Origin of the sequence: Xanthomonas cassavae CFBP 4642 (genome assembly GCF_000454545.1) — a bacterium.
Taxonomy (GTDB): Bacteria; Pseudomonadota; Gammaproteobacteria; order Xanthomonadales; family Xanthomonadaceae; genus Xanthomonas; species Xanthomonas cassavae.
The window spans coordinates 67,333-92,150 of the sequence record NZ_CM002139.1; the positions used below are offsets into that span (position 1 = coordinate 67,333).

17 protein-coding genes, 2 pseudogenes and 1 riboswitch are annotated in these 24,818 nt (G+C 66.5%); of the genes and pseudogenes, 11 read left to right on the forward strand and 8 right to left on the reverse strand.

The window, feature by feature from the left end; genetic code table 11:
• Positions 1–50: 50 nt before the first annotated feature.
• Entirely contained in the window at positions 51–1,442 is a 1,392-nt protein-coding gene (locus XCSCFBP4642_RS0100335; RefSeq protein WP_029218037.1) for a DcaP family trimeric outer membrane transporter, read from the reverse strand.
• 295 nt (positions 1,443–1,737) lie between these two features.
• Here XCSCFBP4642_RS0100335 and acs point away from each other — a divergent pair, with 295 nt between their 5' ends.
• Together acs and XCSCFBP4642_RS0100345 are read left to right on the forward strand one after the other, a co-directional pair.
• On the forward strand, positions 1,738–3,681 hold the full coding sequence (gene acs, locus XCSCFBP4642_RS0100340) for an acetate--CoA ligase (protein ID WP_033897823.1): 1,944 nt from the start codon (positions 1,738–1,740) through the stop codon (positions 3,679–3,681).
• A 280-nt stretch (positions 3,682–3,961) separates the two neighbouring features.
• Positions 3,962–4,630 (forward strand): response regulator transcription factor, encoded by a 669-nt coding sequence (locus tag XCSCFBP4642_RS0100345; RefSeq protein WP_029218039.1) that lies wholly within the window; start codon positions 3,962–3,964, stop codon positions 4,628–4,630.
• A gap of 378 nt (positions 4,631–5,008) precedes the next feature.
• Here the strand turns inward: XCSCFBP4642_RS0100345 and XCSCFBP4642_RS26060 are convergent.
• Positions 5,009–5,189: pseudogene (locus XCSCFBP4642_RS26060) on the reverse strand (DUF4424 family protein); the annotation flags it as partial.
• 223 nt (positions 5,190–5,412) lie between these two features.
• Between XCSCFBP4642_RS26060 and XCSCFBP4642_RS0100355 the strand changes: the two are divergent.
• Entirely contained in the window at positions 5,413–5,976 is a 564-nt protein-coding gene (locus tag XCSCFBP4642_RS0100355; RefSeq protein WP_029218040.1) for a peroxiredoxin family protein, read from the forward strand.
• A gap of 3 nt (positions 5,977–5,979) precedes the next feature.
• Positions 5,980–6,183, forward strand: a complete 204-nt coding sequence (locus XCSCFBP4642_RS0100360; RefSeq protein ID WP_029218041.1) for a hypothetical protein — start codon at positions 5,980–5,982, stop codon at positions 6,181–6,183.
• Positions 6,184–6,398: 215 nt separating this feature from the next.
• Here XCSCFBP4642_RS0100360 and XCSCFBP4642_RS23595 read toward each other — a convergent pair.
• Positions 6,399–6,980 (reverse strand): annotated as a pseudogene (locus tag XCSCFBP4642_RS23595) (beta-xylosidase family glycoside hydrolase); the annotation flags it as partial.
• 447 nt (positions 6,981–7,427) lie between these two features.
• On the opposite strand from XCSCFBP4642_RS23595, the gene XCSCFBP4642_RS0100370 reads away from it, so the two are divergent.
• From XCSCFBP4642_RS0100370 to XCSCFBP4642_RS0100390, 5 genes are all read left to right on the forward strand, one after another.
• The gene (locus XCSCFBP4642_RS0100370) at positions 7,428–8,429 is read left to right on the forward strand and encodes an aldo/keto reductase (protein WP_053329616.1); all 1,002 of its coding nucleotides are present in this window, start codon (positions 7,428–7,430) and stop codon (positions 8,427–8,429) included.
• The gene (locus XCSCFBP4642_RS0100375; RefSeq protein WP_029218043.1) at positions 8,426–9,298 is read left to right on the forward strand and encodes an amidohydrolase family protein; all 873 of its coding nucleotides are present in this window, start codon (positions 8,426–8,428) and stop codon (positions 9,296–9,298) included. Before XCSCFBP4642_RS0100370 ends, XCSCFBP4642_RS0100375 begins: the two co-directional genes overlap by 4 nt.
• Positions 9,295–10,065, forward strand: coding sequence for an SDR family oxidoreductase (locus tag XCSCFBP4642_RS0100380; protein ID WP_029218044.1), 771 nt, complete (start codon positions 9,295–9,297; stop codon positions 10,063–10,065). Before XCSCFBP4642_RS0100375 ends, XCSCFBP4642_RS0100380 begins: the two co-directional genes overlap by 4 nt.
• A gap of 171 nt (positions 10,066–10,236) precedes the next feature.
• Positions 10,237–11,094 carry a fumarylacetoacetate hydrolase family protein gene (locus tag XCSCFBP4642_RS0100385; protein ID WP_029218045.1) on the forward strand — a complete coding sequence of 286 codons (858 nt, stop codon included), beginning with the start codon at positions 10,237–10,239 and terminating at the stop codon, positions 11,092–11,094.
• A gap of 179 nt (positions 11,095–11,273) precedes the next feature.
• Positions 11,274–12,596, forward strand: coding sequence for an L-fuconate dehydratase (locus tag XCSCFBP4642_RS0100390; RefSeq protein ID WP_029218046.1), 1,323 nt, complete (start codon positions 11,274–11,276; stop codon positions 12,594–12,596).
• Positions 12,597–12,847: 251 nt separating this feature from the next.
• Here XCSCFBP4642_RS0100390 and XCSCFBP4642_RS0100395 read toward each other — a convergent pair whose 3' ends face one another.
• Together XCSCFBP4642_RS0100395 and fucP are read right to left on the reverse strand one after the other, a co-directional pair.
• Positions 12,848–13,207 (reverse strand): L-fucose mutarotase, encoded by a 360-nt coding sequence (locus XCSCFBP4642_RS0100395; RefSeq protein WP_029218047.1) that lies wholly within the window; start codon positions 13,205–13,207, stop codon positions 12,848–12,850.
• 2 nt (positions 13,208–13,209) lie between these two features.
• Complete coding sequence (gene fucP, locus XCSCFBP4642_RS0100400) at positions 13,210–14,511, reverse strand: L-fucose:H+ symporter permease (protein ID WP_029218048.1); 1,302 nt, start codon at positions 14,509–14,511, stop codon at positions 13,210–13,212.
• Between the two features lie 179 nt (positions 14,512–14,690).
• On the opposite strand from fucP, the gene XCSCFBP4642_RS0100405 reads away from it, so the two are divergent.
• Both XCSCFBP4642_RS0100405 and XCSCFBP4642_RS0100410 read left to right on the forward strand, forming a co-directional pair.
• Positions 14,691–15,440: an IclR family transcriptional regulator gene (locus tag XCSCFBP4642_RS0100405; RefSeq protein WP_029218049.1), complete on the forward strand. Its 750-nt coding sequence runs from the start codon at positions 14,691–14,693 to the stop codon at positions 15,438–15,440.
• 591 nt (positions 15,441–16,031) lie between these two features.
• Positions 16,032–16,194: riboswitch (yybP-ykoY riboswitch) on the forward strand.
• A gap of 12 nt (positions 16,195–16,206) precedes the next feature.
• Positions 16,207–16,791: a manganese efflux pump MntP gene (locus XCSCFBP4642_RS0100410; protein WP_029218050.1), complete on the forward strand. Its 585-nt coding sequence runs from the start codon at positions 16,207–16,209 to the stop codon at positions 16,789–16,791.
• 96 nt (positions 16,792–16,887) lie between these two features.
• Here the strand turns inward: XCSCFBP4642_RS0100410 and XCSCFBP4642_RS0100415 are convergent, their stop codons facing one another.
• The 3 genes from XCSCFBP4642_RS0100415 to XCSCFBP4642_RS0100425 form a co-directional block, all read right to left on the reverse strand.
• On the reverse strand, positions 16,888–20,337 hold the full coding sequence (locus tag XCSCFBP4642_RS0100415) for a hybrid sensor histidine kinase/response regulator (protein WP_029218051.1): 3,450 nt from the start codon (positions 20,335–20,337) through the stop codon (positions 16,888–16,890).
• Between the two features lie 637 nt (positions 20,338–20,974).
• Positions 20,975–23,374 (reverse strand): GH36-type glycosyl hydrolase domain-containing protein, encoded by a 2,400-nt coding sequence (locus tag XCSCFBP4642_RS0100420; protein ID WP_029218052.1) that lies wholly within the window; start codon positions 23,372–23,374, stop codon positions 20,975–20,977.
• Positions 23,375–23,376: 2 nt separating this feature from the next.
• Entirely contained in the window at positions 23,377–24,759 is a 1,383-nt protein-coding gene (locus XCSCFBP4642_RS0100425) for an MFS transporter (protein WP_029218053.1), read from the reverse strand.
• Between the last annotated feature and the right edge of the window lie 59 nt (positions 24,760–24,818).

Sequence of the window (24,818 nt, forward strand, 5' to 3'; positions counted from 1 at the left end):
GGGCGGCACGGCCCGCCAACATGCGTGGCGGGCGGCCGGCGGGATGAACCTTAGAAGCTGTACTTGGTGGTGAACTGCAGGCGCGAGATGTCGCCGGAGTCGCCGTTTTCGGCTTCGCGGCGGCCGTACATCAGCTCTGCACCCACATCGACCTTGGGCAGCGGCGAATAAAAGACGTTGGCGCGGATGCTCTGCTGGGACTTGCTGGCCAACCCGCCGGTATTGGCGATGTCGTGGTCGTAGTTCACCCGCGAATACATGATGGTGCTGCGCAACTTGGCGTTGTAGTCATGCCGCCACGCCACCCAGCCCGCCACGGTGCTGACGGTCTGGATGTTGCCATCGATGTCGATCTCCACATCCGAGCCGTTGCCCAGGCCCAGATAGCGGCCGAGGCCTTCACCGTAGGCCAGCTGGTAGCGCAGATCGTTGTTGGAATTGATGATCCAGCGCCCGCCGCCGGCGATGGCGCCGCCGAAGTCGGTGTCGTTGGTCAGCGCACTGCGGGTGCGGTACTGGCGCGCGACTGCCGACAGGCCGAAGGTGCCCCAGGTGCCCTTCCAGTTGTAGCGCGCGGTCAGGTCCGGCATCGCGCCATGGTCCGAGGCCAGGATGGTGTTGCCGCCCTGGTAGGGCGTGGTCAGGGTTTCGGTGTTTTCGGCCGACACGCTGAAGGCCCCGCGGGTATAGCGGATCTGGGTCTGACGGCTGAACAGCGCACCGTCGGTCGGCCCGACGATGTCGGCCGCCTCCGGCAGGATGGTGGCATCGATGAAGTTGGACCAGGTCTGGCCGGCCAGCCAGTTGTTCCAGCTCATGTAGGCATGCCGCAGGGTGCCGCCGTACAGATTGTTGACCTGGTTGGCCAGCGCGTTGCCGAAGAAGTCCAGTTCGATGAAGCCAGTGAGCTTGTCGCCGTTCTCGGTGACCGTATCCACGCCCAGGTTGAAGCGCGAGAACTTGGCGTGGAAGTCGGTATCGGTGCTCGATGCCTGCCCCCCGACAGGCGTCTGGGTCGGAATGTACAGGTAACGGCCCACTGCACCCTCGGGCAGCGCGCCATCGCTGGTACGCGTGGTCATGAAGTCGGCCTTGATGAAACCACCGTAGCGGAACGTTGTCCCCGCCGCTGCGTTCGGCGTGATGCTGGTGACCTGGATCGGCCGCTTGCCGGCCGGGATCGCGGGTGCGGGCGCGGCTGCCGGCGTCTGCGCCTGCAGGGTGCGCACTTCGGTCACCTGCGTCTGGGTCTGGGCGATCTGGCCCTGCTGTTGTTGCTGAGCGGTGACCAGCAGCTGGACCTGACGCTCGAGCTCGGCGATGCGCGCTTCCAGTGCCTTTTCCTTGGGCGTCTGCGCGAACGCAACCCCCGGCAGGAGGGTGGCCACCAACAAGGCAGCCGCCAACGGATGGCGCACCAACGGTGCAGTACGGTGTTTCATGGAACCCTCTCCCCAATGAAGGCCTCGCGCTTGATGGCGATGCTGTGCGGAGCGTGAGGCAGTCCGCGGTTTGCAGCCTATTCGCCTTTGGTCGTAGCTGCAACGCAGCATTCCGCCAGATGACCGATGGTCGCACCATACCCCGCAATGGATGTGCGCTACCGCACTGACCAGGTTACGACCATGGTCTAAGGCGGCGTTGACCGCCGGGACAGATTGGATACGGCACACTGATTGCCTACCGAGGGCAGCTGCCGCGCCCTCTCCCGACACGTTCTTCGCAAGTGAGGCTGCCATGGCTGATGTTTATCCCGTCGATCCTGCATTCGCCGCCGATGCGCGCGTGACCCGCGAGCAATACGCAGCGCTGTACCGCGAATCGATCGAGCACCCCGAGCAGTTCTGGGGCAAGGCCGCGCAGCGGCTGGAATGGTTCAAGCAGCCCACCCAGGTCAAGGACATCAGCTACGCGCTGGACGACTTCCATATCCGCTGGTTCGGCGATGGCGAGCTCAACGCCAGCGTCAACTGCCTGGACCGCCAGCTGGCTACCCGCGGCGACAAGACCGCGCTGCTGTTCGAGCCCGACAGCCCGGATGCCGCCGCCTACCCGGTGACCTATCGCGAGCTCTATGAGCGCGTGTGCAAGCTCGGCAATGCGCTGCGCAACCTGGGCGTCAAGAAGGGCGACCGGGTCACCATCTATCTGCCGATGATCGTCGATGCCGCGGTGGCCATGCTCGCCTGCGCGCGCATCGGTGCGGTGCATTCGGTGGTGTTCGGCGGCTTTGCCGCCAACTCGATCGCCGACCGCGTGATCGATTGCCAGAGCAAGCTGATCATCACCGCCGACGAAGGCCTGCGCGGCGGCAAGAAGATTCCGCTCAAGGCCAACGTGGATGCGGCGCTGAAGATCCCCGGCACCACCACGGTGGAAACCGTGCTGGTGGTGCGCCATACCGGCGGTGCGGTGGAGATGCAGGCCCCGCGCGACCGTTGGTTCCACGACGTGGTCGACGGCCAGCCGGCCGAGTGCACGCCCGAGCGCATGAACGCGGAAGACCCGCTGTTCATCCTCTACACCTCCGGCTCCACCGGCAAGCCCAAGGGCGTGCTGCACACCACCGCCGGCTACCTGCTGTTCGCCAGCTACACCCATGAAGTGGTGTTCGACCTGCGCGAGGACGACATCTATTGGTGCACTGCGGATGTGGGCTGGGTCACCGGCCACAGCTACATCGTGTATGGCCCGCTCGCCAACGGCGCCACCGCGCTGATGTTCGAGGGCGTGCCCAATTACCCCAGCGTGTCGCGCTTCTGGGAAGTGATCGACAAGCACAAGGTCAGCATCTTCTACACCGCGCCCACCGCCATCCGCGCGCTGATGCGCGACGGCGAGGCGCCGGTCAAGAAGACCTCGCGCAAGAGTCTGCGCCTGCTCGGCAGCGTCGGCGAGCCGATCAATCCGGAAGCCTGGCGCTGGTACTTTGATGTGGTCGGCGACAGCCGCTGCCCGATCGTGGATACCTGGTGGCAGACCGAAACCGGCGGCATCCTGATTTCGCCGCTGGCTGGCGCGGTGGACCTCAAGCCGGGCTCGGCCACGCTACCGTTCTTTGGTGTGCAACCGGCGCTGGTGGATGCCGAAGGCAAGATCCTGGAAGGCGCCACCGAAGGCAACCTGGTGCTGCTGGATTCCTGGCCGGGTCAGATGCGCAGCGTCTACGGCGACCACCAGCGCTTCATCGACACTTACTTCCGCACCTATCCGGGTAGCTACTTCACCGGCGATGGCTGCCGCCGCGATGCCGATGGTTATTACTGGATCACCGGCCGCGTGGACGATGTGATCAACGTCTCCGGCCACCGCATCGGCACCGCCGAAGTGGAAAGCGCGCTGGTCTCGCACCCGAAGGTGGCCGAAGCGGCCGTCGTCGGCTTCCCGCACGACGTCAAGGGCCAGGGCATCTATGCCTACGTCACCCTGATCGCCGGCGAGACCCCCAGCGACGAGCTGCACAAGGAACTGGTGAGCTGGGTGCGCAAGGAGATCGGGCCGATCGCCTCGCCCGACCACCTGCAGTGGGCTCCCGGCCTGCCCAAGACCCGCTCGGGCAAGATCATGCGCCGCATCCTGCGCAAGATCGCCGAGAACGCGCCGGACCAACTGGGCGACACCTCCACGCTGGCCGATCCCTCGGTGGTGGATTCGCTGGTCAATGAGCGGCTAGCGCGCTGAAAGGCCGGGATTGGGCATTCGGGATTGGGGATTGGCTGAGGAGCGGGGATTAGCGATGTGGGATTGGGGATTCGCAAAGGCGGATTCCCATTGCCTCGTCATCCCTCTCCTCGACCATGCAGCGTTGAATTGCGATGCAGAGAGACACCGTCTCTTGCATCGGCTATTGCGAATCGCGATTCGCTTTCGAAATCCCTGCTCTTACGAATCCCAACGTCCGACTCCCGAATCCTGTGCTTTTACGAATCCCCAATCTCCAATCCCCAATCCCGGCCCCTCAATGACCACCCTGCTGATTGCCGATGACCATCCCCTGTTCCGTGAAGCCTTGCGCGGGGCGGTGCAGCGCGTGATGCCGGGGGTGCAACTGTTCGAAGCCGACAACGTGGATGCGCTGTACACGCTGGCCGATGCACAACCGGATGCGGACCTGTTGCTGATGGATCTCAACATGCCCGGCGCGCAGGGCTTCAGCGCGCTGGTGCATATGCGCTCGCTGCATCCGCAGCTGCCGGTGGTGGTGGTGTCCGCGCGCGAGGAGCCCACGGTGATGCGCCGTGCGATCGATCACGGCGCGTTCGGCTTCATTCCCAAATCCGCCGACTCGGACACCATCGGCCGTGCCCTGGCCACCGTACTCGATGGCGAGCGCTGGATCCCGGCCGACGCGCAGAAACTGCCCCCCACCGACAGCGAAGAACGCGAAGTGGGCCAGCGCCTGCGCGATCTCACGCCGCAGCAGTTCCGCGTGCTGCAGATGCTGGGTGCGGGACGGCTCAACAAGCAGATCGCCTACGACCTGGGTGTATCCGAGGCCACCATCAAGGCGCATGTCACCGCAATCCTGCGCAAGCTCGGCGTCACCAACCGCACCCAGGCGGTGCTGATGGCCGGCAAGCTCGCCATCGACGCCGACGGCATCGTGCTGCCACCGCCAGAAGAGGACTGACGCGCGCAGGCGTCGGTCTGCGTGGGCTGGAGTTTGCGAGGGAAGCGTCGTCGCGCCCGCGTGCGTCCCGCCGGCGATACTGCGGCCTCTGCCGTCGTCGTTGGTTGGCAATCGACCAACTCGCTATGCCGCGCGCGCGCCGTGCTGTTAGGGGCGTGATGGCAGGAGCGCGATTGTAGGAGCGTGCCTGCGCGCGACGGGCATTCTCGATCCACTGCCCTTGCCGCATAGAAGAAGATTGACGCAGCCATGCGCGTGTCGCTGCGATAGGCATTACCAGTATCGCCTCCTCGCGCCCGGGTGCGCTCCTACGCCGCACTTGGAGCGGCTAACCCAACTACTGCACAGCGGTCAGGCGGACGCGGCCGCTACGCGGACCAGGTCGCGGTCGCCCCCATTGGTGAACACATAGTCCACGTGCACCCGCTCCTGGCTCAGGAACAAGGCTTCCTTGTCCATGCTGATGTCGGGCTGGTGCAGCAAGCAAGCCGATGGTGCCGTTGTCGTCGCCGAAACTGCTGTCGTTGGCGTGCGCACTGGCGCAGACGAGCGCGGCCATTGCACTGTGCGCGCCAGGCCCGCGTCGCTGCGCAACGAGCGCCTGCGGCACGCGGCCAGACTGGCAAGCCCAAGCGCTGCCACGTGATCGCCTCCACAGCACTGCACCGCGCGTCATCGCAGTTGTCGATATCACCGTTGACCATGAGCTGATGCCTGGGCAAGGCTCGGGCATCAAGGACGCTTTCGGAGCTGGCATGGCGCGACGTTTTCCCTGGCTCTGGATGGGCCTGCTGGTGGCTTGCGGACTGATCGTGGTGCTGGGGTGGCAGAACCGGCAGCTGCGTGTGCAGCAGCAGTGGCTGCAGACGCGCGTCAGCACGGCATACGAAGGCATGTACGTGCCGCAGATCGAGACGACCGATGCCGATGGCCGGCGGCATCTGCTGGGCGCGCCGCAAGGGCAGGCGCAGGTGCTGTTCTTCTTCACCACCACCTGTCCGTATTGCCAGCGTTCGGCACCGACGGTGGTGCGCGCGGCGCGGCAACTGCAGGCCAATCTGCCGGGGCGGCCGCAGCTGCTCGGCGTGTGCCATTGCGATGCGGTGCAGGCGGCGCGCTACGCGCATGTGCATGGTTTCGATTTTCCGGTGGTGACCTTGACCGATCGTCGCGCGCTGATGCTGTTCCGCGCGCGCAACGTGCCACTGCTATTGGCCATCGATGGGCAGGGGCGTGTGCGCCATTCCCATCTTGGCGTTTTCGACACCACGGAGCGGGTGCAGGATCTGGTCGCCGCCTTGCGCCGCACGGACGCGCCAGCGGCTTTTGCAACGTTGAGGGAGTAATGCATGAAAAAGTCTTGGGTAAGCTTACGCAGTGCGTTGATGGCAGCGACGTTTCTGGCCAGCACCGGCTTCGGTGCGTTCCAGGTGATGGCGGTCGATAACGCACAGCCGAAAGTGGAATCGTGTAGTGCATTGGCCTGCAAAGCCGAGTGTCCGGAGTTCGGCGGCGACCTGGGTCAGGGCAACGTCTGCTACTGCTGCGGTTAACAGCCGGCGACAAAGCGACTGCACCGCTGCCGAACGGAAGCGGCCGGTGGACGGAAGCGGCGTGTTGCACGTGCATCTTCCGCTTCTGCGCACCGCCCGCCTCCTGCTGACACTGTACGCACCGTCTTGATCGCCGCTGTTCCGCCTGACGGCGAGGTCCCCCCGGGCCTCGGCGTCTGAAGGTGCCAGTGCGTGGCGTAACGCGCCACTCGGCCCAGCGCGCGATAGCGGAAATCGCGCAACACCACCTCGCCTTGCTGGGCGGCATGCACGCCTAGCTGCAGGCTCAAGAAGCCGCCGAACACGTTGTGATGGAATCCGGACACTTCCATGCGGGTGGGGTGACGCGTCCATTGCCGGCCGTCGTCGAAGGAGTATCCGAAGCTCACGACATGGTGGTCGTTGGTCAGCCGCACGCGGATGCGCCGGTGCGTATTGGGCGCACGCGCCCACACCAGTTCTTCGGAGTACTCTTAGGTCTTCGTGGTGTCGGCGGTGAAGCCGATGCCGACAAAGGCCTTACGGTTATAAAACAGCGGGATGCCGCCTTCGGCATTGCCGACCAGCTCCAGGGTGGCTTCGGCCGCATAGGCACGATCGGGCACGCCGCAGGTCAGCGGTGCGCTGTTGATCGGCGACGCCAGCGCAGGCCAGCGTCAGCGCGTTGTTCGAGCGCCGCATCCGCGCCTGCTCGCCCGGCTTGGCCGCATGCAGCTCCATTGCGTGCCGAGGCGGTCGGCAGAAAAATCGTCCGACAAGGCAAGGCCGGTCGCCACCGGCGTCGGGCCGGCAGGCGCGAAGGCCGCGCGCGCAGCGGTTCCGGCAGGGTGTCCCAACGCGGGGACCGTGCGGCGCGGACCGCGGCAGGAGTCGCAGGCGCATCGCCGCCGCCGACAGTCGCTTCCAGATGGCCGCTTGCAGGGCCGGAACTCTGCGTCAAGCACGCAAGATGCGGCCAGCATTTGCCAAAGGCTCAACCATGGTGATCTCAGCAACACCATGCACGGCGAACGCACTGCCCGTGTCGTACCCGTCCTTGCTGCAACCGGCAGTGCCGCACGCCAACACCCGTCCCCCGACATGCTGCACTGCAGCGTGATCTGTTCACTCATGATTGCCATATTCATATGCGAACAGCCGGGCGCCCGCCGGCTGGTGGACGTTGCGATGCCCAGCTGCTGCTCCCCGCTTCCTGCTCCGCCCCACGTCGCTCTGGCGGCATCTCGGGAGCGCTGCGCGTGAGTGTGCTGCGGCAGCAGATCGGCAGCACCCGCGTGCAGCTGTCGTCGCTGGGCTTTGGCGCCGCGCCCATTGGCAACCTGTATGCCGAAGTGGCCGAGGACGATGCGCTGGCAGCGGTGGCAGCGGCCATCGATGCCGGCATCCGTCATTTCGACACCGCGCCCTACTACGGCTATGGCCTGAGCGAGGCGCGCCTGGGCCGTGGCCTGGCCGGCGTGCCGCGCGATGCCTACACGCTGTCCACCAAGGTGGGCCGCTGCGTCTACGACGATGCGCACGCCGTCGCCGGCCGTGACGGCTTTGCCGTGGCCGGGCGTCGCGCCGAGTTCGACTACAGCGCCGATGGCGTGCGCCGCGCGTTCGCCTCCAGCCTGGAGCGCCTGGGCACCGACTACATCGACGTACTGCTGCTGCACGACATCGGTGCGCTGACCCACGGCGACAACCACGCCCACGTGCTGCGACAGGCCTTGGAGGAGGCCTTGCCGGCCATGACGGAGTTGAAGGCCTCCGGTGCGTGCGGGGCGATCGGGCTGGGCGTCAACGAGCAGGACGTGGCACTGGAGGTGGTGCCACGCTTTCCGCTCGACTGCGTGATGCTGGCCGGCCGCTACACGCTGTTGGAACAGCACGGCGCGCGTGCGCTGCTCGACCAGGCGCAGCACCACGGCGTGTCGATCCTGTCGGCCGGGCCGTATAGCTCCGGCCTGCTCAGCGACGCGCGTGGGCCCGGCGCCACCTATAACTACGCTCCGGTAGATACCCCCACCCTGCAGCACGCCCAGCGCCTGTATGCGGCGTGCGCGGCGTTCGAGGTGGACATCGGCGCGGTGGCGTTGCAGTTCCCGCTGGCGCATCCGGCGGTGACCACGGTGGTGGCCGGCATGCGCAGCGTGGCCGAGGTGCACTCGGCTGCCACCCGCCTGCAGGCGCCCATTCCGGCCGCGCTGTGGCAGCGCCTGCGCGATGGTGGCCTGCTCGATGCGGATCTGCCCACGCCATGAGCCGCCTCGATGCGCATCTGCATTTCTGGCAGTTGGCCCGTGGCGACTACGACTGGCTGACGCCTGCGCTGGCGCCGCTGTACCGCGATTTCGCTCCGCACGATGTGAGCCAGGCCCTGGATGCCGCCGGCGTTGGCAGCGTGGTCGTCGTGCAGGCAGCCGCCACCGAGGCGGAAACCTGTTACCTGTTCGAACTGGCACGCGATGAGCCGCGCATTGCCGGCGTGGTGGGCTGGGTGGATTTCGACGCACCCGACGCCGCAGCACGCATCGGCGCCCTGGCGCGTGCCGGCGGCGGCCTGCTCAAGGGCCTGCGCCCGATGGTGCAGGACATCGCCGATGTGCGGTGGCTGGCAAGCCCCACGCTCGATGCCGCCTTCGACGCCATGCTGGTGCACGACCTGGCCTTCGATGCGCTGATCCGCGCCGTGCACGTGCCGGCGTTGCAGGCACGGCTGCAACGCCATCCATCGCTGCGGGTGGTCGTCGATCATGGAGGCAAACCGGCCATCGCCGCCGGCGAATTCATCGCCTGGGCGAGCGGCGTCGATACGCTGGCGCAGCACCCCAACGTGCATTGCAAACTCTCCGGCCTGCTCACCGAAGCGGCAGCTGGCGCCGGACGCGATGCGCTGGCGCCGTATGTGGCGCATCTGTTCGCACGCTTCGGCGCGCAGCGCCTGCTCTGGGGCAGCGACTGGCCGGTACTGACGCTGCGCGCCGATTACGCGCAGTGGCTCGATCTCGCACAGCAACTGGTCACCCACCATGCGCCCGGGCACACCGATGCGGTGTTCGGCGACAACGCACGCACGTTCTATCGTCTGCCACGGCCGGCGGCCCCCACCTACGGAACCTCAACGGTATGACTGTCTCGATCCCTTCGACCCCCAACGAGCGCCTGCGCGGCAAGCGCTGCCTGATCACCGCCGCCGGCGCCGGCATCGGCCGTGAAAGCGCGCTGGCCTGCGCGCGCGCCGGCGCACAGGTTGTCGCCACCGATATCGATGCCGCTGCGCTGCAGGCGCTGGCTGCCGACTCCGACGCGATCACCACCCGGCTGCTGGATGTCACCGACGCCTCGGCAATTGCCGCACTGGTCGCCGAGCACGGCCCGTTCGACGTGCTGTTCAACTGCGCCGGCTTCGTGCATCAGGGCAGTATTCTCGATTGCGACGAGCCAGCCTGGCGCCGCTCGTTCTCGATCAACGTCGATGCGATGTACTACACCTGCAAGGCGGTGTTGCCGGGCATGCTCGAACGCGGCCGCGGCAGCATCATCAACATGTCCTCGGTAGCTTCCAGCATCAAGGGCGTGCCGAACCGTTTCGTCTACGGCGTGACCAAGGCCGCGGTGATCGGCCTGAGCAAGGCGATCGCCGCCGATTACGTGGCGCAGGGCGTGCGCTGCAATGCGATCTGCCCCGGCACCATCAAGACGCCGTCGCTGGGCCAGCGCGTTAAGGCGCTGGGCGGCGACGAACAGGCGGTGTGGAAGAGCTTCACTGATCGCCAGCCGATGGGCCGCCTGGGCGAGGCGCACGAGATCGCGCAGCTGGTGGTGTACCTGGCCTCGGACGAATCCGCGTTCACCACCGGCCAGACCCACATCATCGATGGCGGCTGGTCGAACTGAACACTGCTGGTTTTAACGCTCGATGCGCGCTGACAACAAACGATCTCTCCCACTTGGCGTCACCGCTGTTTGCAGCATGCATCATCCACATTCCTGTTCCGAGCGCACCTTCCGCACCGGTCTGCGACGTGTGATTGGCCGCTCCACTCCTCCCCTGCAAAGGAAGACTGCATGAAACTCGTACGTGTTGGCGCCGAAGGCCACGAACGCCCTGGTCTGATCGATAGCCAAGGCCGCATCCGCGACCTTGGCGGTGTGATCGACGATGTCGCCGGTGAGCATCTCACCAACGCCGGATTGGACAAGCTGCGCGCGCTGGATGTCTCCGCACTGCCGGTGATCGAAGGCGAGCAGCGTTACGGCGCCGCCGTGGGCCGCGTCGGCAAGTTCATCTGCGTTGGGCTCAACTACGCCGACCACGCCGCCGAATCGGGCATGGAAGTGCCGAAGATGCCGATTCTTTTCATGAAGGCAACCACCGCCGTGTGCGGCCCCAACGACACCGTCATCATCCCGCGCGGCTCGGTCAAGAGCGATTGGGAAGTGGAACTGGGCGTGGTGATCGGCGATGTGGCGCGCGATGTGTCGGTGGACGAAGCGCTGAACCATGTGGCCGGCTACGCGGTGATCAACGACCTGTCCGAGCGCGAGTTCCAGCTCGAACACGGCGGCCAGTGGGTCAAGGGCAAGAGCGCCGACACCTTCGGCCCGATCGGCCCCTGGCTGGTCACCCGCGATGACATCGCCGACCCGCAGAACCTGTCGATGTGGCTGGAGGTCAACGGCCACCGTTACCAGAACGGCAGCACCCGCACGATGGTGTTCGGCGTGGCCGAACTGGTCAGCCACATCAGCCGCTACATGACGCTGATGCCGGGCGATGTGATCAGCACCGGTACCCCGCCGGGCGTGGGGCTGGGCCAGAAGCCGCCGGTGTATCTGAAGCCGGGCGATGTGATGGAACTGGAGATCGAAGGCCTGGGTCGTCAGCGTCAGCCGGTGGTAGCGCATCGGCGCGATGCTGGTTGAGTCTCTCATCGTCCCAGGGGCCCGGCTCGCCACGAGAGCGAGGTACGGTGAAGGCAAGCGGCAGTCGTTCGTTCGACGCAACCTAAGCCCCTCTCCCGTCGGGAGAGGGGCTAAAGCAATTCCCTGTTTTCGTTCTTGTCGGTCCGTTCTTATTCCACCCTTCACCGCCCAGGATTTTCATGCGCACCATCATCGCCCTCGAAACCCACGACGTCCGCTTCCCCACCTCGCGCGAGCTCGATGGGTCGGACGCGATGAACCCGGATCCGGATTACTCGGCCGCCTATGTGGTGCTGCGCACCGATGCACCCGATGACCTGGCCGGTTACGGCCTGGTGTTTACCATCGGCCGTGGCAACGACGTGCAGACCGCCGCGCTGGCTGCCCTGGCCGAGCATGTGATCGGCCTGTCGGTGGACGAGGTCGTCGCCGATCTCGGTGCGTTCGCGCGCCGGCTCACCAACGACTCGCAGCTGCGCTGGCTGGGCCCGGAAAAGGGCGTGATGCACATGGCCATCGGCGCGGTGATCAACGCCGCCTGGGACCTGGCCGCACGTGCGGCGAACAAGCCGCTGTGGCGCTATATCGCCGAGCTCACGCCCGAGCAGTTGGTCGATACCATCGACTTCCGCTACCTCACCGACGCGCTCACCCGCGACCAAGCGCTGGAGATCCTGCGCAATGCGCAGCCGCAGCGTGCGCAACGCATCGCGCAGTTGATCGAGCAAGGCTACCCGGCCTACACCACCTCACCCGGCTGGCTCGGTTACTCGGACGAGAAGCTGGTGCGCCTGGCCAAGGAAGCGGTGGCCGATGGCTTCCGCACCATCAAGCTCAAGGTGGGCGCCAATGTGCAGGACGATATCCGTCGCTGCCGGCTGGCGCGCGACGCCATCGGCCCGGACATCGCGATGGCGGTGGACGCCAACCAGCGCTGGGACGTGGGCCCGGCGATCGACTGGATGCGTCAGCTGGCCGAATTCGACATCGCCTGGATCGAGGAACCCACCAGCCCGGACGACGTGCTCGGCCACGCCGCCATCCGCCAGGGCATTACCCCGGTGCCGGTCTCCACTGGCGAGCACACCCAGAACCGCGTGGTGTTCAAGCAATTGTTGCAGGCCGGCGCGGTGGACCTGATCCAGATCGATGCCGCGCGCGTGGGCGGGGTCAACGAGAACCTCGCCATCCTGCTGCTGGCCGCCAAGTTCAACGTCCGCGTGTTCCCGCATGCCGGCGGCGTGGGCCTGTGCGAACTGGTGCAGCACCTGGCCATGGCCGACTTCGTCGCCATCACCGGCCAGATGGAAGACCGCGCCATCGAATTCGTCGACCACCTGCACCAGCATTTCCTGGATCCGGTGCGTATCCGCCACGGCCGCTATCTCGCCCCGGAAGCCGCTGGTTTCTCCTCAGAAATACATGCCGCCTCGATTGCGGAATTCAGCTATCCGGGCGGACGGTTCTGGGTTGAGGATCTGGCGGCCAGCGCGAAGACCTGAGCCCGCGTTCCCTCATCCGCCCTTCGGGCACCTTCTCCCGCGCGCGGGAGAAGGAAGGCGTCGTCGTTCGTCCGGTACGGCGGGGCCACAGGTCTCCGACGTCGCGGAATGCCAACAGCTGACCGCAGCGCACTGCAGATGCCCGGCGGTGGTCCGTGGCGCAGCCGTCCCCAGCATGCCCGATCCAAACCGGATCACGCCCTTCTCCCGCCTGCGGGAGAAGGTGCCCGCAGGGCGGATGAGGGCGCGACCTAGCGCTGCGCCTCGAGCGCCTCAGTCAGCGCAAAGATCCGTCCGGCCTGCCGCCACTTCTCGTCTGGGCCACTGTCGGGCAGCGGCTTCTGGAACCGCCACATCAACCGCTCCCATGCCTGGATGCGCGGATCGGCCGCATCGCGCGCGGCCTTGGCGGCAGGATCGTAGTGTTCGCTGACGTCCATCAGCATCACCAACCGATCGCCGCTGCGAAAGATCTCCAGTTCCTGGATGCCGGCCTGCTGCAGCGAGGCCACCACTTCCGACCAGACCTCGCTGGGCCGATGCCAACGCTCGTACTCGGCGATCAGGTCCGCATCGTCGTGCAGGTCCAGCACATAGCAAAGACGCGGCATGCTCAGGCTCCTGCCACGGCGGGCGCCGCGTGACGCGCGCGCAGGGCGAACACCAGGATCACTGCAAAGCACGCGCCCGGGACCACCATGGCCCAGTGGATACCGGCCATATCAGACACCGCGCCCATCAGCGCGGTGAGCAGCGCCCCGCCGATGATCGACATCACCAGCAACGACGAGCCCAGCTTGCGCGCATCGTCATGCATGCCATCCAGGCCCAGCGCGAAAATGGTCGGGAACATCACCGACATGAACACGCTTGCAGCCACCAGCGCGTACAAGCCGGTCCAACCCGGCAACGCGATAGCAACGGCGCACAACACCAGATTGATCGTGGCAAAACTCGCCAGCAACCTGGCCGGCGCCAGGTAACGCAACAGCGCGGTACCGATGAAGCGGCCGGCCATGAACAGCACCAGCGAGATGGTCAGGTAGGTGGCGGCGGTTTTTTCCGGCGTGCCCGGCACCGCGTCCTGCAGGTAACGGATCAGATAGCTCCAGATGCCGACCTGCGCGCCCACGTAGAAAAACTGCGCCACCACCGAAAACATGAAGCGCCGATTGCGCAGCAGTTCGCCGAAGCGTGCACGTCTGGGCGCCACGCCGCTCTCGCTCTCCGGCGCGCCGGTGGGAAAGCGCACCAGCGCGATCAGGATCGCCCACAGCACCACCACTGCGCCGATGATCAGATAGGGCGCCTGCACGGCTGAGGATTCGGCGGCAAAAAACGCCTCGCGCGCGGCCGGCGCCATTGCCGCCAGTTCGGCCGGCGTGTGTTCCACCCCGGAAAAGATGAAGTGCTGGCCCACCAGCACGCCGGTGATCGAGCCCAGCGGGTTGAAGGCCTGGGCCAGGTTCAAGCGTCGCGCCGCGCCATCGGCGGGGCCGAGCACGGTCACCAGCGGATTGGCGGTGGTTTCCAGGAAGGCCAGGCCGCTGGCGATGACGAACAAGGCCAGCAGAAACAGCCAGTAGGTATGCACCTGCGCAGCCGGATAGAACAGGAACGCGCCGCACGCATACAGCAGCAAGCCGAGCACCACGGCCGCCTTGTAGCTGTAGCGGCGCATGAACATCGCCGCGGGCATCGCGAATACGAAATAGCCCATATAAAACGCGCTCTGCACCAACCCGGCCTGCAGGTCGGTCAGCTCGAAGGCCTTCTTGAATTGCTTGATCAGGATGTCGTTGAGGTTGTTGGCCATGCCCCATAGAAAGAACAGACTCACGATCAACACCAGGGGAACCATGGCGGTACGCGCCAGGTTGCCGCGCGGTGACGCGGCAATGTCACTGTGATGCATGCGACCGTTCCCCTCCCAAGGCTGTGGCGCTTGCGTTGCAATCGAGCGAGCGTACTGCGCGCGTCCATGCCATGCAAATATAAAATCTTTGTTTATATTTGGACGCACAGTCTCCCGCTACCCCTGCCCGCGTTGCCTGTACCCTGGCGCGCCGCACCTTGCCTGGAACCCGCAAACGGATGAGCACCGAACCCGCCAAGTACCGCGCGCCGGCCCTGGACAAGGGGCTGGACATCCTGGAGCTGCTCGCCCGCCAGGCGCAGCCGATGAGCATGGGTGCGCTCTCGCAGGGCATCGGCCGCTCGCGTGGGGAAATCTTCCGCATGCTGCAGGTGTTGGAGGAACGCGGCTACCTCACCCGCGATGGCGAAGGCGACTACGTGCTGACCAACCGCCTGTTCATGCTCGGCATGCAACAGCCGCAGGTGCAGAGCATCAGCGAGGCCGCGTTGCCAGTGATGCGGCGCCTGTCCGATGCGATCTACCAGCCGTGCCATCTGGTGGCCCCGTCCGGCGACCAGATCGTGGTGATCGCGCAGATGGACGTGCCCAGCGACCTGGGCCTGGTGGTGCGCCCGGGCCACCGCCGCCCGCTGACCCATTCCAGCTCCGGGCTGGTGCTGTTCGCGTTCCAGCAGCCGGAGGTGCAGGCGCGCTGGCTGGACATGCTCGACGCCAGCGAGGTGCCGTTCGAGCGTGCGCAGTTCCTCGCTGCCGCCGCGCAGGCGCGCAACGATGGCTACGCCATGCAACCCAGCGAGGCAGTGGTAGGCGTGGTCGACCTGACCGCACCGATCCTGCAACGCGGCAGTGCGACCTATACGCTCGCCGTACCCTTCATCGCGCGCCGCCCCGAGCTGATCGGCCCGCACGCGGCCTTGCAGGCCCTGTGTGCGGCAACGGCGGAGATCTCCGCCGCGTTGATGTAGCCGCGGCCCGCGCCGGGAGTATCGGCGCTGGTGTTTCTGTTGCTCGCTTCCGAAGGCTGACTTCTGCAGTCCTCCCGCAGCGCGGCCGGCCCTGTGCGTCGAGCGCAGCGCGCTCTTTCCGCAGCGCTGCGATGGCAGCCTGGCCATCGCACTCCACCCGAACCGCTTCGCCTCCACCTGCGGCATCGCAAGCCGTGCAAATCGAGACGCCATGGAGATCGCAGCATCGTTGTCGATCGCGGCACTCCTGCACGACGTCTGGAAAGACAGCACGAAGCAGGCGCTGGCTCATGCGCGCGCATCCAAGCATGACGTCTCCACTCGCACTGCTTGCAGCACACCCCACATCAGCGGCTTTCCCCGCGTTTTTCGCTGCCTGGGTTACCGGCATGCAGACCGTTGGTCGCTATAGCCAAGGCTATCGGGCGCCACATCGCGCCGTTGCGTGGACATGCCCGCCTGGCTTTGACGCCTGAAAACAAGGCAAAACCGCCTCACCCTGCTCGCAATAGCCACGGCTATAAAGATCAGACCAACCTTCGCGTGCGCTGCAGACGCACCGAACGCGGCCCTGCGTTGGTACACTGCGCGCCCCTTGGGGAGTAGCCTGCTTTCGCATCGTCGGAAGCGCCTGCGTCAACATACTCGGCCGTTGCGCCGTGGTGCAGGCAACCAGTTCCGGTTTGGCGAGACCAGCGGCATGCGTGCACGACGACGGTTGGCGCGGGCGCATGTCGTTGTGACCGTGCCCAACCCGAGACTGTCGATGTCCCCTTTTTCCATTGTTTTGATCGGTTTCGCGATGTCGACCGATGCGTTTGCCGCGGCGATCGGCAAGGGCGCGGCCATGCGCAAGCCGCAGTGGCGCGATGCGCTACGCGCCGGCTTGATCTTCGGCTGCATCGAGGCGATCACCCCGGTGATCGGCTGGCTGCTGGGACGCGCCGCGTCCAGCTATGTGTCCGACTATGACCACTGGATCGCCTTCGTGCTGCTCGGCGCGCTGGGCACGCACATGATCGTGGCCGGGCTGCGAAACGATGCGGAGGATGCTGAAGAAGCAACGTCCGAGACGCCGAAACGGCATGGCTTGCTGGCACTGGCCACCACCGGTTTTGCCACCAGCATCGATGCGATGGCGGTCGGCGTGAGCCTGGCGTTTCTGGACGTGCATATCGGCGTGGTGGCGGTGGTGGTCGGGCTGTGCACCTTCAGCATGGTCACCGCAGGCGTCATGCTGGGCCGCGTGCTCGGCAACCTGATTGGCAAGCGCGCCGAGATCCTCGGCGGCTTGATCCTGGTGATCGTCGGCAGCGTCATCCTCTACGAGCACCTGAGCGGCGCAGCGTAAGCACCTCCCCTCGTAGGAGCGTGCCTGCGCGCGACCGGGCGTTATCGATAAAGCTTCGTCGCGCGCAGGCACGCTCCTACGCTGCAGTCGCACCGGTCAGCGTGTTTTCGCATCGTGATGCGCACTCAGAAACGCGCGTAACGAGGCCGGTTTCACCGGTTTGGTCAGCAATCGATACCCGCGTTCGCGCGCCAGCTGCTTGAGCTCGTCGCGGCCGTCGGCGGTAAGCAGCGCGCCGGCGATCGGCGCAGTGGCGGCCGCCTGCAGCGCATCCAGCGTGTCCAGGCCATCCAGGCGGTCGTGCAGGTGGTAATCCACCAGCATCAGGTCCGGCTGTTCGCGCGCGCGTTCCAGCGCCTGATCCACCGTGCTGGCGGTGATCACCTCCACCTGCCAGCGACCGAGCAGCGCGCGCATGCCGTCGAGGATCTCGCGGTCGTTGTCCACGCACAGCACCCGCAGGCCCGCCAGCGAATCGCCGCTGGGCAGCGCGCGCGCAACGGCCACCGGCAACAGCGGCGCCACCGGTACCGGCGCAACGCGCGGCAACAGGATCGAGAACATGCTGCCGCGGCCCACCTGGCTGCGCGCGCTCAGGTCGTGGTCGAGCAGGCGCGAGATGCGCTGGCAGATCGACAAGCCCAATCCCAGTCCCTGCTCGCCCCAGTCGAACGGCTGCTGGTAGCGGCGGAACTCTTCGAAGATCTGCCGCATGTGATGCTCGGGGATGCCCGGGCCGGTATCCCACACCTGCAGTTCCACATGGGTGCCACGCCCGCGCATGCCCAGCACGATGCGGCCCTGCCGCGTGTAGCGCAGCGCATTGGCCAGGAAGTTCTGCATTACCCGGCGCAGCAGGCGGCGGTCGCTGCGCACCCAGATCGGGCGGCTATGCACCTGTAAACGCAGACCGCGGCTGGCCGCCACCGGCGCGTACTGCGCGGCCAGCTCGTGCATCAGCGCGCTGGCGTCGAAATCCTCCACCGTCGGCCGCAGCCCGCCGGCATCCAGCCGCGAGACGTCGAGCAGACCGTCGAGCAATTCCTCGGCCGCACGCAGCGAGGCATCCACGCGTTCGGCCAGATGCCGCTGTTCTTCGTTGTTTTGATGGCTCTCGCGCAAGGCCGAGGCGAACAGACGCGCGGCGTTGAGCGGCTGCAACACGTCGTGACTGATCGCGGCCAGAAACCGCGTCTTGGATTGCTGCGCCAGCTCGGCCTCGCGCGAGCGGTCGGCCACGCGCTGCTCCAGGTTTTCGTTGGCATCCAGCAGCGCGCGCTCGGCACGCTTGTAGTCGGTGATGTCGTTGTAGCTGGTGACGTAGCCGCCGCCGGGCAGTGCCTGGCCACGCATTTCGATCACCTTGCCGTCGCTGCGGGTGCGCTCGAACACATGCGGGGAGCCGGCACGCATGTGGCGGATACGGCGGTCGATCTGGTCTTCGATATCGCCCTCGCCCAGCTCGCCGCGTTCGGCGTTGTAGCGGATCAGGTCGGCCACCGGGCGGCCCACATACAGCATGCCGTCCGGGTAGCCGAACAGCTGCTGGTAGCGCCGATTCCACGCGGTCAGGCGCATCTCCGGATCGACCACGCTGACCGCGGCGCTGATGTTTTCCAGCGTGGTCGAGAGAATCTCGCGGTTGAAGCGCAGTTCCTGGCCGGCTTCGTCCAGCACCGCCACCACTTCACCCAGCTCCATGCCCGAACCGCGCAACAGGCTGGTCAGCACCAACCGCGCCGAGGCCGCGCCGATGGACGCTGCCAGCAGGCGCTCGGTGAACTGCACCCAGGCGCGGTCGGCCACCACCGTCGGCTGCAGCTCGCGCTCCAGCAACTGCGCCTGCTCCACGAACGCGCGCCGCGCATGCCGCTCGCCCACCACGCGTTCGGCCAGCGCCTGCAGGTCGCCAACGCGCACATGCCCGGGCCACTCCCCGGCCACTGCCGGGCGCTGCGCATACGGGTCCAGGAACGGCGCGGCACGCAGCCGCTCGTCCACGCCCGGGCGCCAGCGTGCCGACACCAGCATCATCGCACCGACATTGATCAGCAGCGACCAGAACGTGCCGTGCGCCAGCGGGTCCCAGCCGCGCATCCCAAACAGCTGCTGCGGCTGCAGCCATGCAATGCCGAAGGGGCCATCCATCAGCCACTCCGGTTGCAGCCAGCCGGCGCGCGTGGCCGCCGGCAGCAGCAGCGTATAGATCCAGGTCATGAAGCCCAGCACCATGCCGGCTTCCACGCCCTTGCGGCTGGCTCCACGCCAGTACAGCCCGCCGATCACGCCCGGCGCGAACTGCGCCACCGCCGCGAACGCCATCAGGCCATAGGCGGCCAGGGTGGTGTCGTTGGCCACGCTGCGGTGGTAGCCATAGGCGACCAGGGCCAGCAGCAGGATGGCCACGCGGCGGATCCACAGCACTCGCGACGCCACGGCTGCGCGCGCGTTCGCGCTGACGCGGCGGCGCAACAGCACCGGCATCACCAGATCGTTGCTGACCATGGTGGCCAGGGCGATGCTGGCCACGATCACCATGCCGGTGGCTGCGGAAAAGCCGCCCACGTAGGCCACCAATGCCAGTACCGTGTTGCCCTGGCTCAGCGGCAGTGCCAGCACCATCGCATCGTCGACCACCGCGCTGCCCTTGCCGAACAGGGCAATGCCGGCCGAGGCGATTGGCACCACCATCGCCGAGATGATCACCAGGTACGCGCCGAACAACCAGCGCGCCCGGCGGATGTCGCCCACGTCGCTGCATTCCACCACCGCTACATGGAACTGGCGCGGCAGGCAGATCACTGCCAGAAAACTCAGCAGCGTCTGCGAGATGAAGCCGACCGACGGCGTGTGCTCGAACAAGGTGCGCGCCGAATCGGCGATATGCAGCTGGTGGTCGCTCAACCACAGCCACGCACACAGGCCCACCGCCACGATGGCCACCAGCTTGATCACCGACTCCAGCGCGATCGCCAGCATCATGCCGTGATGGTGTTCGGTGGCATCCACCTGGCGGGTGCCGAACAAGGTGGCGAACAAGGCCATCAGCAGCGCCACGTACAGCGCCGGATCGGCAAAAATGCCGCGCCCGGCGCTGCTATGCCCGGTCAACACCTCCAGGCTCATCGCCACCGCTTTGTACTGCAGCGCCAGATACGGAACGATGCCGACCAGCGCGATCACCGCCACCAATGCGGCCAGCCGGCGCGAGCGGCCGTAACGCGAGGAAATGAAATCGGCGATGGACACGGTGTTTTCGGCGCGCGCGATCAGCGCCAGGCGCTCGATGATGCGCCAGCCGAACAGCAGCAACAGCAGCGGGCCCAGGTAGATCGGCAGATAACCGATGCCGTTGCGCACCGCCGAGCCCACCGCGCCGTAGAAGGTCCACGACGAGCAGTACACCGCCAGCGCCAGGCTGTAGACCGCCGGCCGCAACCACGGCCGCTCCGGATACATCGGCCGCCGGTCGCCCCACCACGCCACCCCGAACAGCAGCGCGGCATAGCCTACGGAGACCAGCAGCAGGATCCAGCTCGAGACCAACGGGCATTCCTAGGAGAAAGGCGAGCTGGGAGTTTACGGAATGGGGAATGGGGAATGGGGAATGGGGAATGGGGAATGGGGAATTCGGGATTCGGGATTCGGGATTCGGGATTCGGGATTCGGGATTCGACGATCGTGCCGGACTGTTTTGCTTTTCGGGTGCATCTGGCAGTTCCTGCCGCCGTTGCGGGAGGAATGTGTCGTGATACAGGCGGTGCACGCGATTCGCGCTGCCGGGAAACCTGTCCTTGAGCCAGCTTCGACAAAAGACGTGGGGCAGAGGATCAAATGCCCCCCATCCGCCCTTCGGGCACCTTCCCCCGCAGGCGGGAGAAGGGACCGCGGTTGCGGTGTGTGCCACGCGATCACCTGTCGCGCAGCCCATTGGTTCGGGCATCCAGCGGTATCTGGCAGCGAGTGGGGTACGTCACGCTCGCCTGTCGCATATCCAGCCCATCCACTCAGATATCCGGCAGGTAACGTCTGCCCCATGGCCGTGCGAGGCTGTGCAAGGTCAGGCGCGATGCATCGCTGTGGCGATCAGCCGATGATGCAATGGCCCACTTGGTGTGGGCCGGCTCCCCTCTCCCGCCTGCGGGAGAGGGTGCCCGCAGGGCGGGTGAGGGCCGCGGACCGCTCAGCCCGGCAGCCGCACCTGCACCCGATACACCTGCCCGGCAGTCACCGCGTGCACGCGCTGGTCCGCACTGACCACACCGTCCACCAGCACCTCCGTCGCCACGCGTCCGGCCTCGCGCTGCAGCTGCACCTCGAACTGCGCACCGCGGAACTGGCGCGTCACCTGCGCCTGCGGCCAGTGCGAAGGCAGCTGCGGGCGGATCGCCAGCGCATCGCCCTCGCCGACCAGGCCGAACAGGCCCTCCAGCACGCAGCGATAGACCCAGGCCACCGTGCCGGTGTTGAACAGCTGGCTCGAGCGCCCGGCGGTGCGCGGGTATTGATGCCAGGCGCCACGGTAATAGTTGGGCAGCGAGACCGGCAGATGGCCGCGCTGCAACACATCCTCGCGGCTCGGGCCAGGCAGCAGCGAACGCAGGACCTCCCAGGCACGGTCGGCTTCGCCGATCTGGTAGAGGCTGTACAGATAGAACGCCGCCGCGTGGTTGTAGACCGCGCCGTTCTCGGCCGCGCCCGGCCACTTCTGGGTCAACCGACCCACATCGTCGCGCATGTGCGTATAGGCCGGCGCCAGCATCACCGGGCCGTACGGCGTGTGCAGCTGCTCGCGCACTGCCTCCAGCAGCGCTGCGCGTTGCTGCGCATCGGCAGTGCCGGCCAGCAACGCGAAGCTCTGCGGGTTGAGGTAGATGCGACCCTCCACATCATCGGCGATGCCGAACCGCACGCCGTCGTCGGTGATGCCGCGCGCATACCAGTTGCCGTCCCACAGTTCGCGGTTGGCATCGGCGTTGACGGTGCCGACCGCTTCGCCGAAGGTCTGTGCCTGCGCGCTGCGGCCGTGCGCCGTGCAAATGTCCGACCACAGCCGCAGCGCATAGGCGGTGGCCACGGTGAGCCAGCCGGACACGCCCTTGCCGCGCCAGCCAACCATGTTCATCGGGTCGTTCCAGTCGCCTTGCGCGATGAAACTCAGGCCGCGCGCGTCGCGTGCATCCATTAGCCACTGCATCGCCGCATCCAGCCGCTCGGCCACGCTCAGGCGCTGCCCGTCATGGGTCTGCACGATCGCGTCCAGGATGCCGGCATCGCCGGTTTCGGCCAGATAGGCGCTCAGGAACATCGGCAACCACACGCAATGATCGGTGTGCGGCACCTGATTGATGTACTTCAGCTCGGCGCCTTCCACCAGCAGGATGCCGTCCGGCATCGCGCCGCTGGGTTCCTGCTGCGACAGCGCATGCAGCAGCGCCGCGCGCGCGGTGGCCGGCTGCAGGTAGGCCATGCCCATGTGATCCTGCAGGTAGTTGCGGGTCTGCGGGTCGGTGGTCAGACGGTTGACGTCGCCGTGGTAGAACACCTGCCGCGGCAGCCAGTGGTTGACCAGGTTGTCCAGCGCCGGGTCCGGCGTAGCGACCTGCACGCAGCCGCGCCCGCCCTGCAGGTACTGCGCGTAATCGCGCGCAGCGGCGGCAAAGCCGTCCTGGGACAGATAGCGCGCCCGCAGCGCAGCGATCTCCGCATCGTCCTTGGCCGGCCCGAACGCGAAACGGTACACGCTGGCTGCCTCCGGCTCCAGCTGCAGGCGATATTGCAGCGCAGCCGCAGGCGTTTCGTAATGCGCTTCGTGGTTGCCCAGCTGCTCGGCCTGGATCGCCGACGGCGCATGCAGCCCGCCTTCGCCTTCGAAGGCCAGTTGCTGCGCCTCCCAGGCCACTGGCGGCTGCTCGTGCAGCAGGAAGGTGCAGTCCTTGAAATCGCGCTGGCGAAAGTAGTCGTCGATCTTCTGGTACGGCGCCACGCTGCGGCAGACGATGCCGCCCAGCGCCGGCTGGTAGCCGCCGGCCTGGTGCATCCACGACATGTAGCCGACCGGGAAGTACGCATACAGGCTGAGCCGGCGCGCGCGCCCGGACTGGTTATGCACGCGGCACTCCCACAGCTCCACCGCATCGTCGGTGGGCAGGGCCACGCACAGTTCCACCACGATGTCGTCATGCTGCACGCGCCACCGCACATCGTGCTTGCCGGCGGAGAACTCGAACGCCTGCGGCTGCGCGCGCACCGGTTCGTGCGGCACCGAATACAAGGCCCCGCTGTCTTCGTCCTTGAGATAGAAGAAGCGCCCGGGATGATGCGCGTAATACGGCTGCTCCGGCATCATGAAGTTGCGCGCTTCCAGGATCGGCGCATGTGCGTACTTTGCCGGTTCCGGCTGCATGAACTGCCCGGTGGCGTAGCCGCGGCAGGTGAGCTGCAGCATCATGCGGCGGTTCCACAAGAACCCGCCGGCGTTGGGCATGGCGGTGGGGCTGTACAGCGCGTAGCGCGCGCCGTCGGCGCTGGGCGCCAGCAAGGTGGACAGCTCGTCGGAAGCAGCAAGAGGCGTTGCAGACACGGTCAGAAGTGCTCCTGTTCGTCGCGCTTGCGCGCGGCCAGTTCATGCTGGATGCGACGCAGCAACCCGTCGTCCAGCGGATAAAAACGCATGGTCCATGCCGCCAGCAGGGCGACCGCACCGGGAATCACCGTCAGCAGCAGCACGATGCCGGTCAACGAGCCGCTGGACTGCGCACTGTTGGCGACATAGCCCATGCCGGCCAGTACCCAGGCGATGCCGGCCGAAGCGAGCGCGCCACCAAGCTTTTGCGAAAACGTCGCCGCCGCGAACGTCATCGCGGTCGCACGCCGGCCGGTGCGCCATTCGGTGTAATCGGCGCTGTCGGCGTACATCGAGAACGCCAGCGGCGACTTCGGCCCCAATGCCAGCCCGATCAGCATGTTCAACGCAAAGATGGCCCACACTGCATCGGCCGGCACGAAGAACATCGCACAGCTCAGCAGGCCGACAATCGCCATCAGCCCGCCCATCAGCTGGCGCTTGTCCCAGTGCCGGGTCAGCAGCGGCGTGATTGCCGCGCCAACGCCCAACGCCACCGAATAGCCGCCCAGGAACACGCCGACCAGATCCGGACGTTGCACGTAGTACTTGAGGTAGTACACCCCCGCACCGCCGCGCATGGTGATGGTGATCATGATGATCAGCGACAGCACGAACAGCACGCACCACGGCTTGTTCTGCAGCAGATCGGCGATGTCCCGGCCGACCGGCGTGCGCTGTTGCGGCGGTGGCTGCACGCGCTCGCGCGTGGTCAAGGCCACGCTGACGAACAGCGCCACCGCGATGGCGCCGTACAGCATCATCGTGCGCTGCCATCCCAGCGCATCGTTGCCGCCGCCGAACCAGCGCACCAGATCCATCGTGAAGTAATTGACCAGCGTGGTGCCTGCAAACGCGCCGATGAAACGCAGGCTGATCAGACCGGTGCGCTGGGTGCTGTCGGCGGTGATCACGCCCGAGAGCGCCGAGTACGGAATGCTCACCACGGTGTAGGCCAGCATCATCACCAGGAAGCTGATCGTGGCCCACCACATGCGCCCGGTCTGGTCCAGGTCCGGGGTGGTGTACGCCACCACTCCCGTCACCGCCATCGGCACCGCACCCCACAGCAGATACGGGCGGAATTTGCCCCAGCGGCTGCGCGTGCGGTCGGCGATCGCCCCCATCGCCGGGTCCGCGATCGCATCGGCGATCTTGGTCAGCAGGATCATCGTGCCCACGGCCGCGGCCGGTAGATGCATGGTGTCGGTATAGAAGATCAGCAGGAACGCGGAGATGTTGGCCCAGTACAGATTCAGGCCCAGATCGCCGGCGCCGTAGCCCAGCTTTTCGCGCCAGCGCAGGCGCGCCGATGCAGGAGACGGTGCGGGTGTTGACGTCATCGGGTGACCTTCGGATGCGTTGTACCCGGCCGGTCACGCCGTTACGCTGGGCGCCCGCT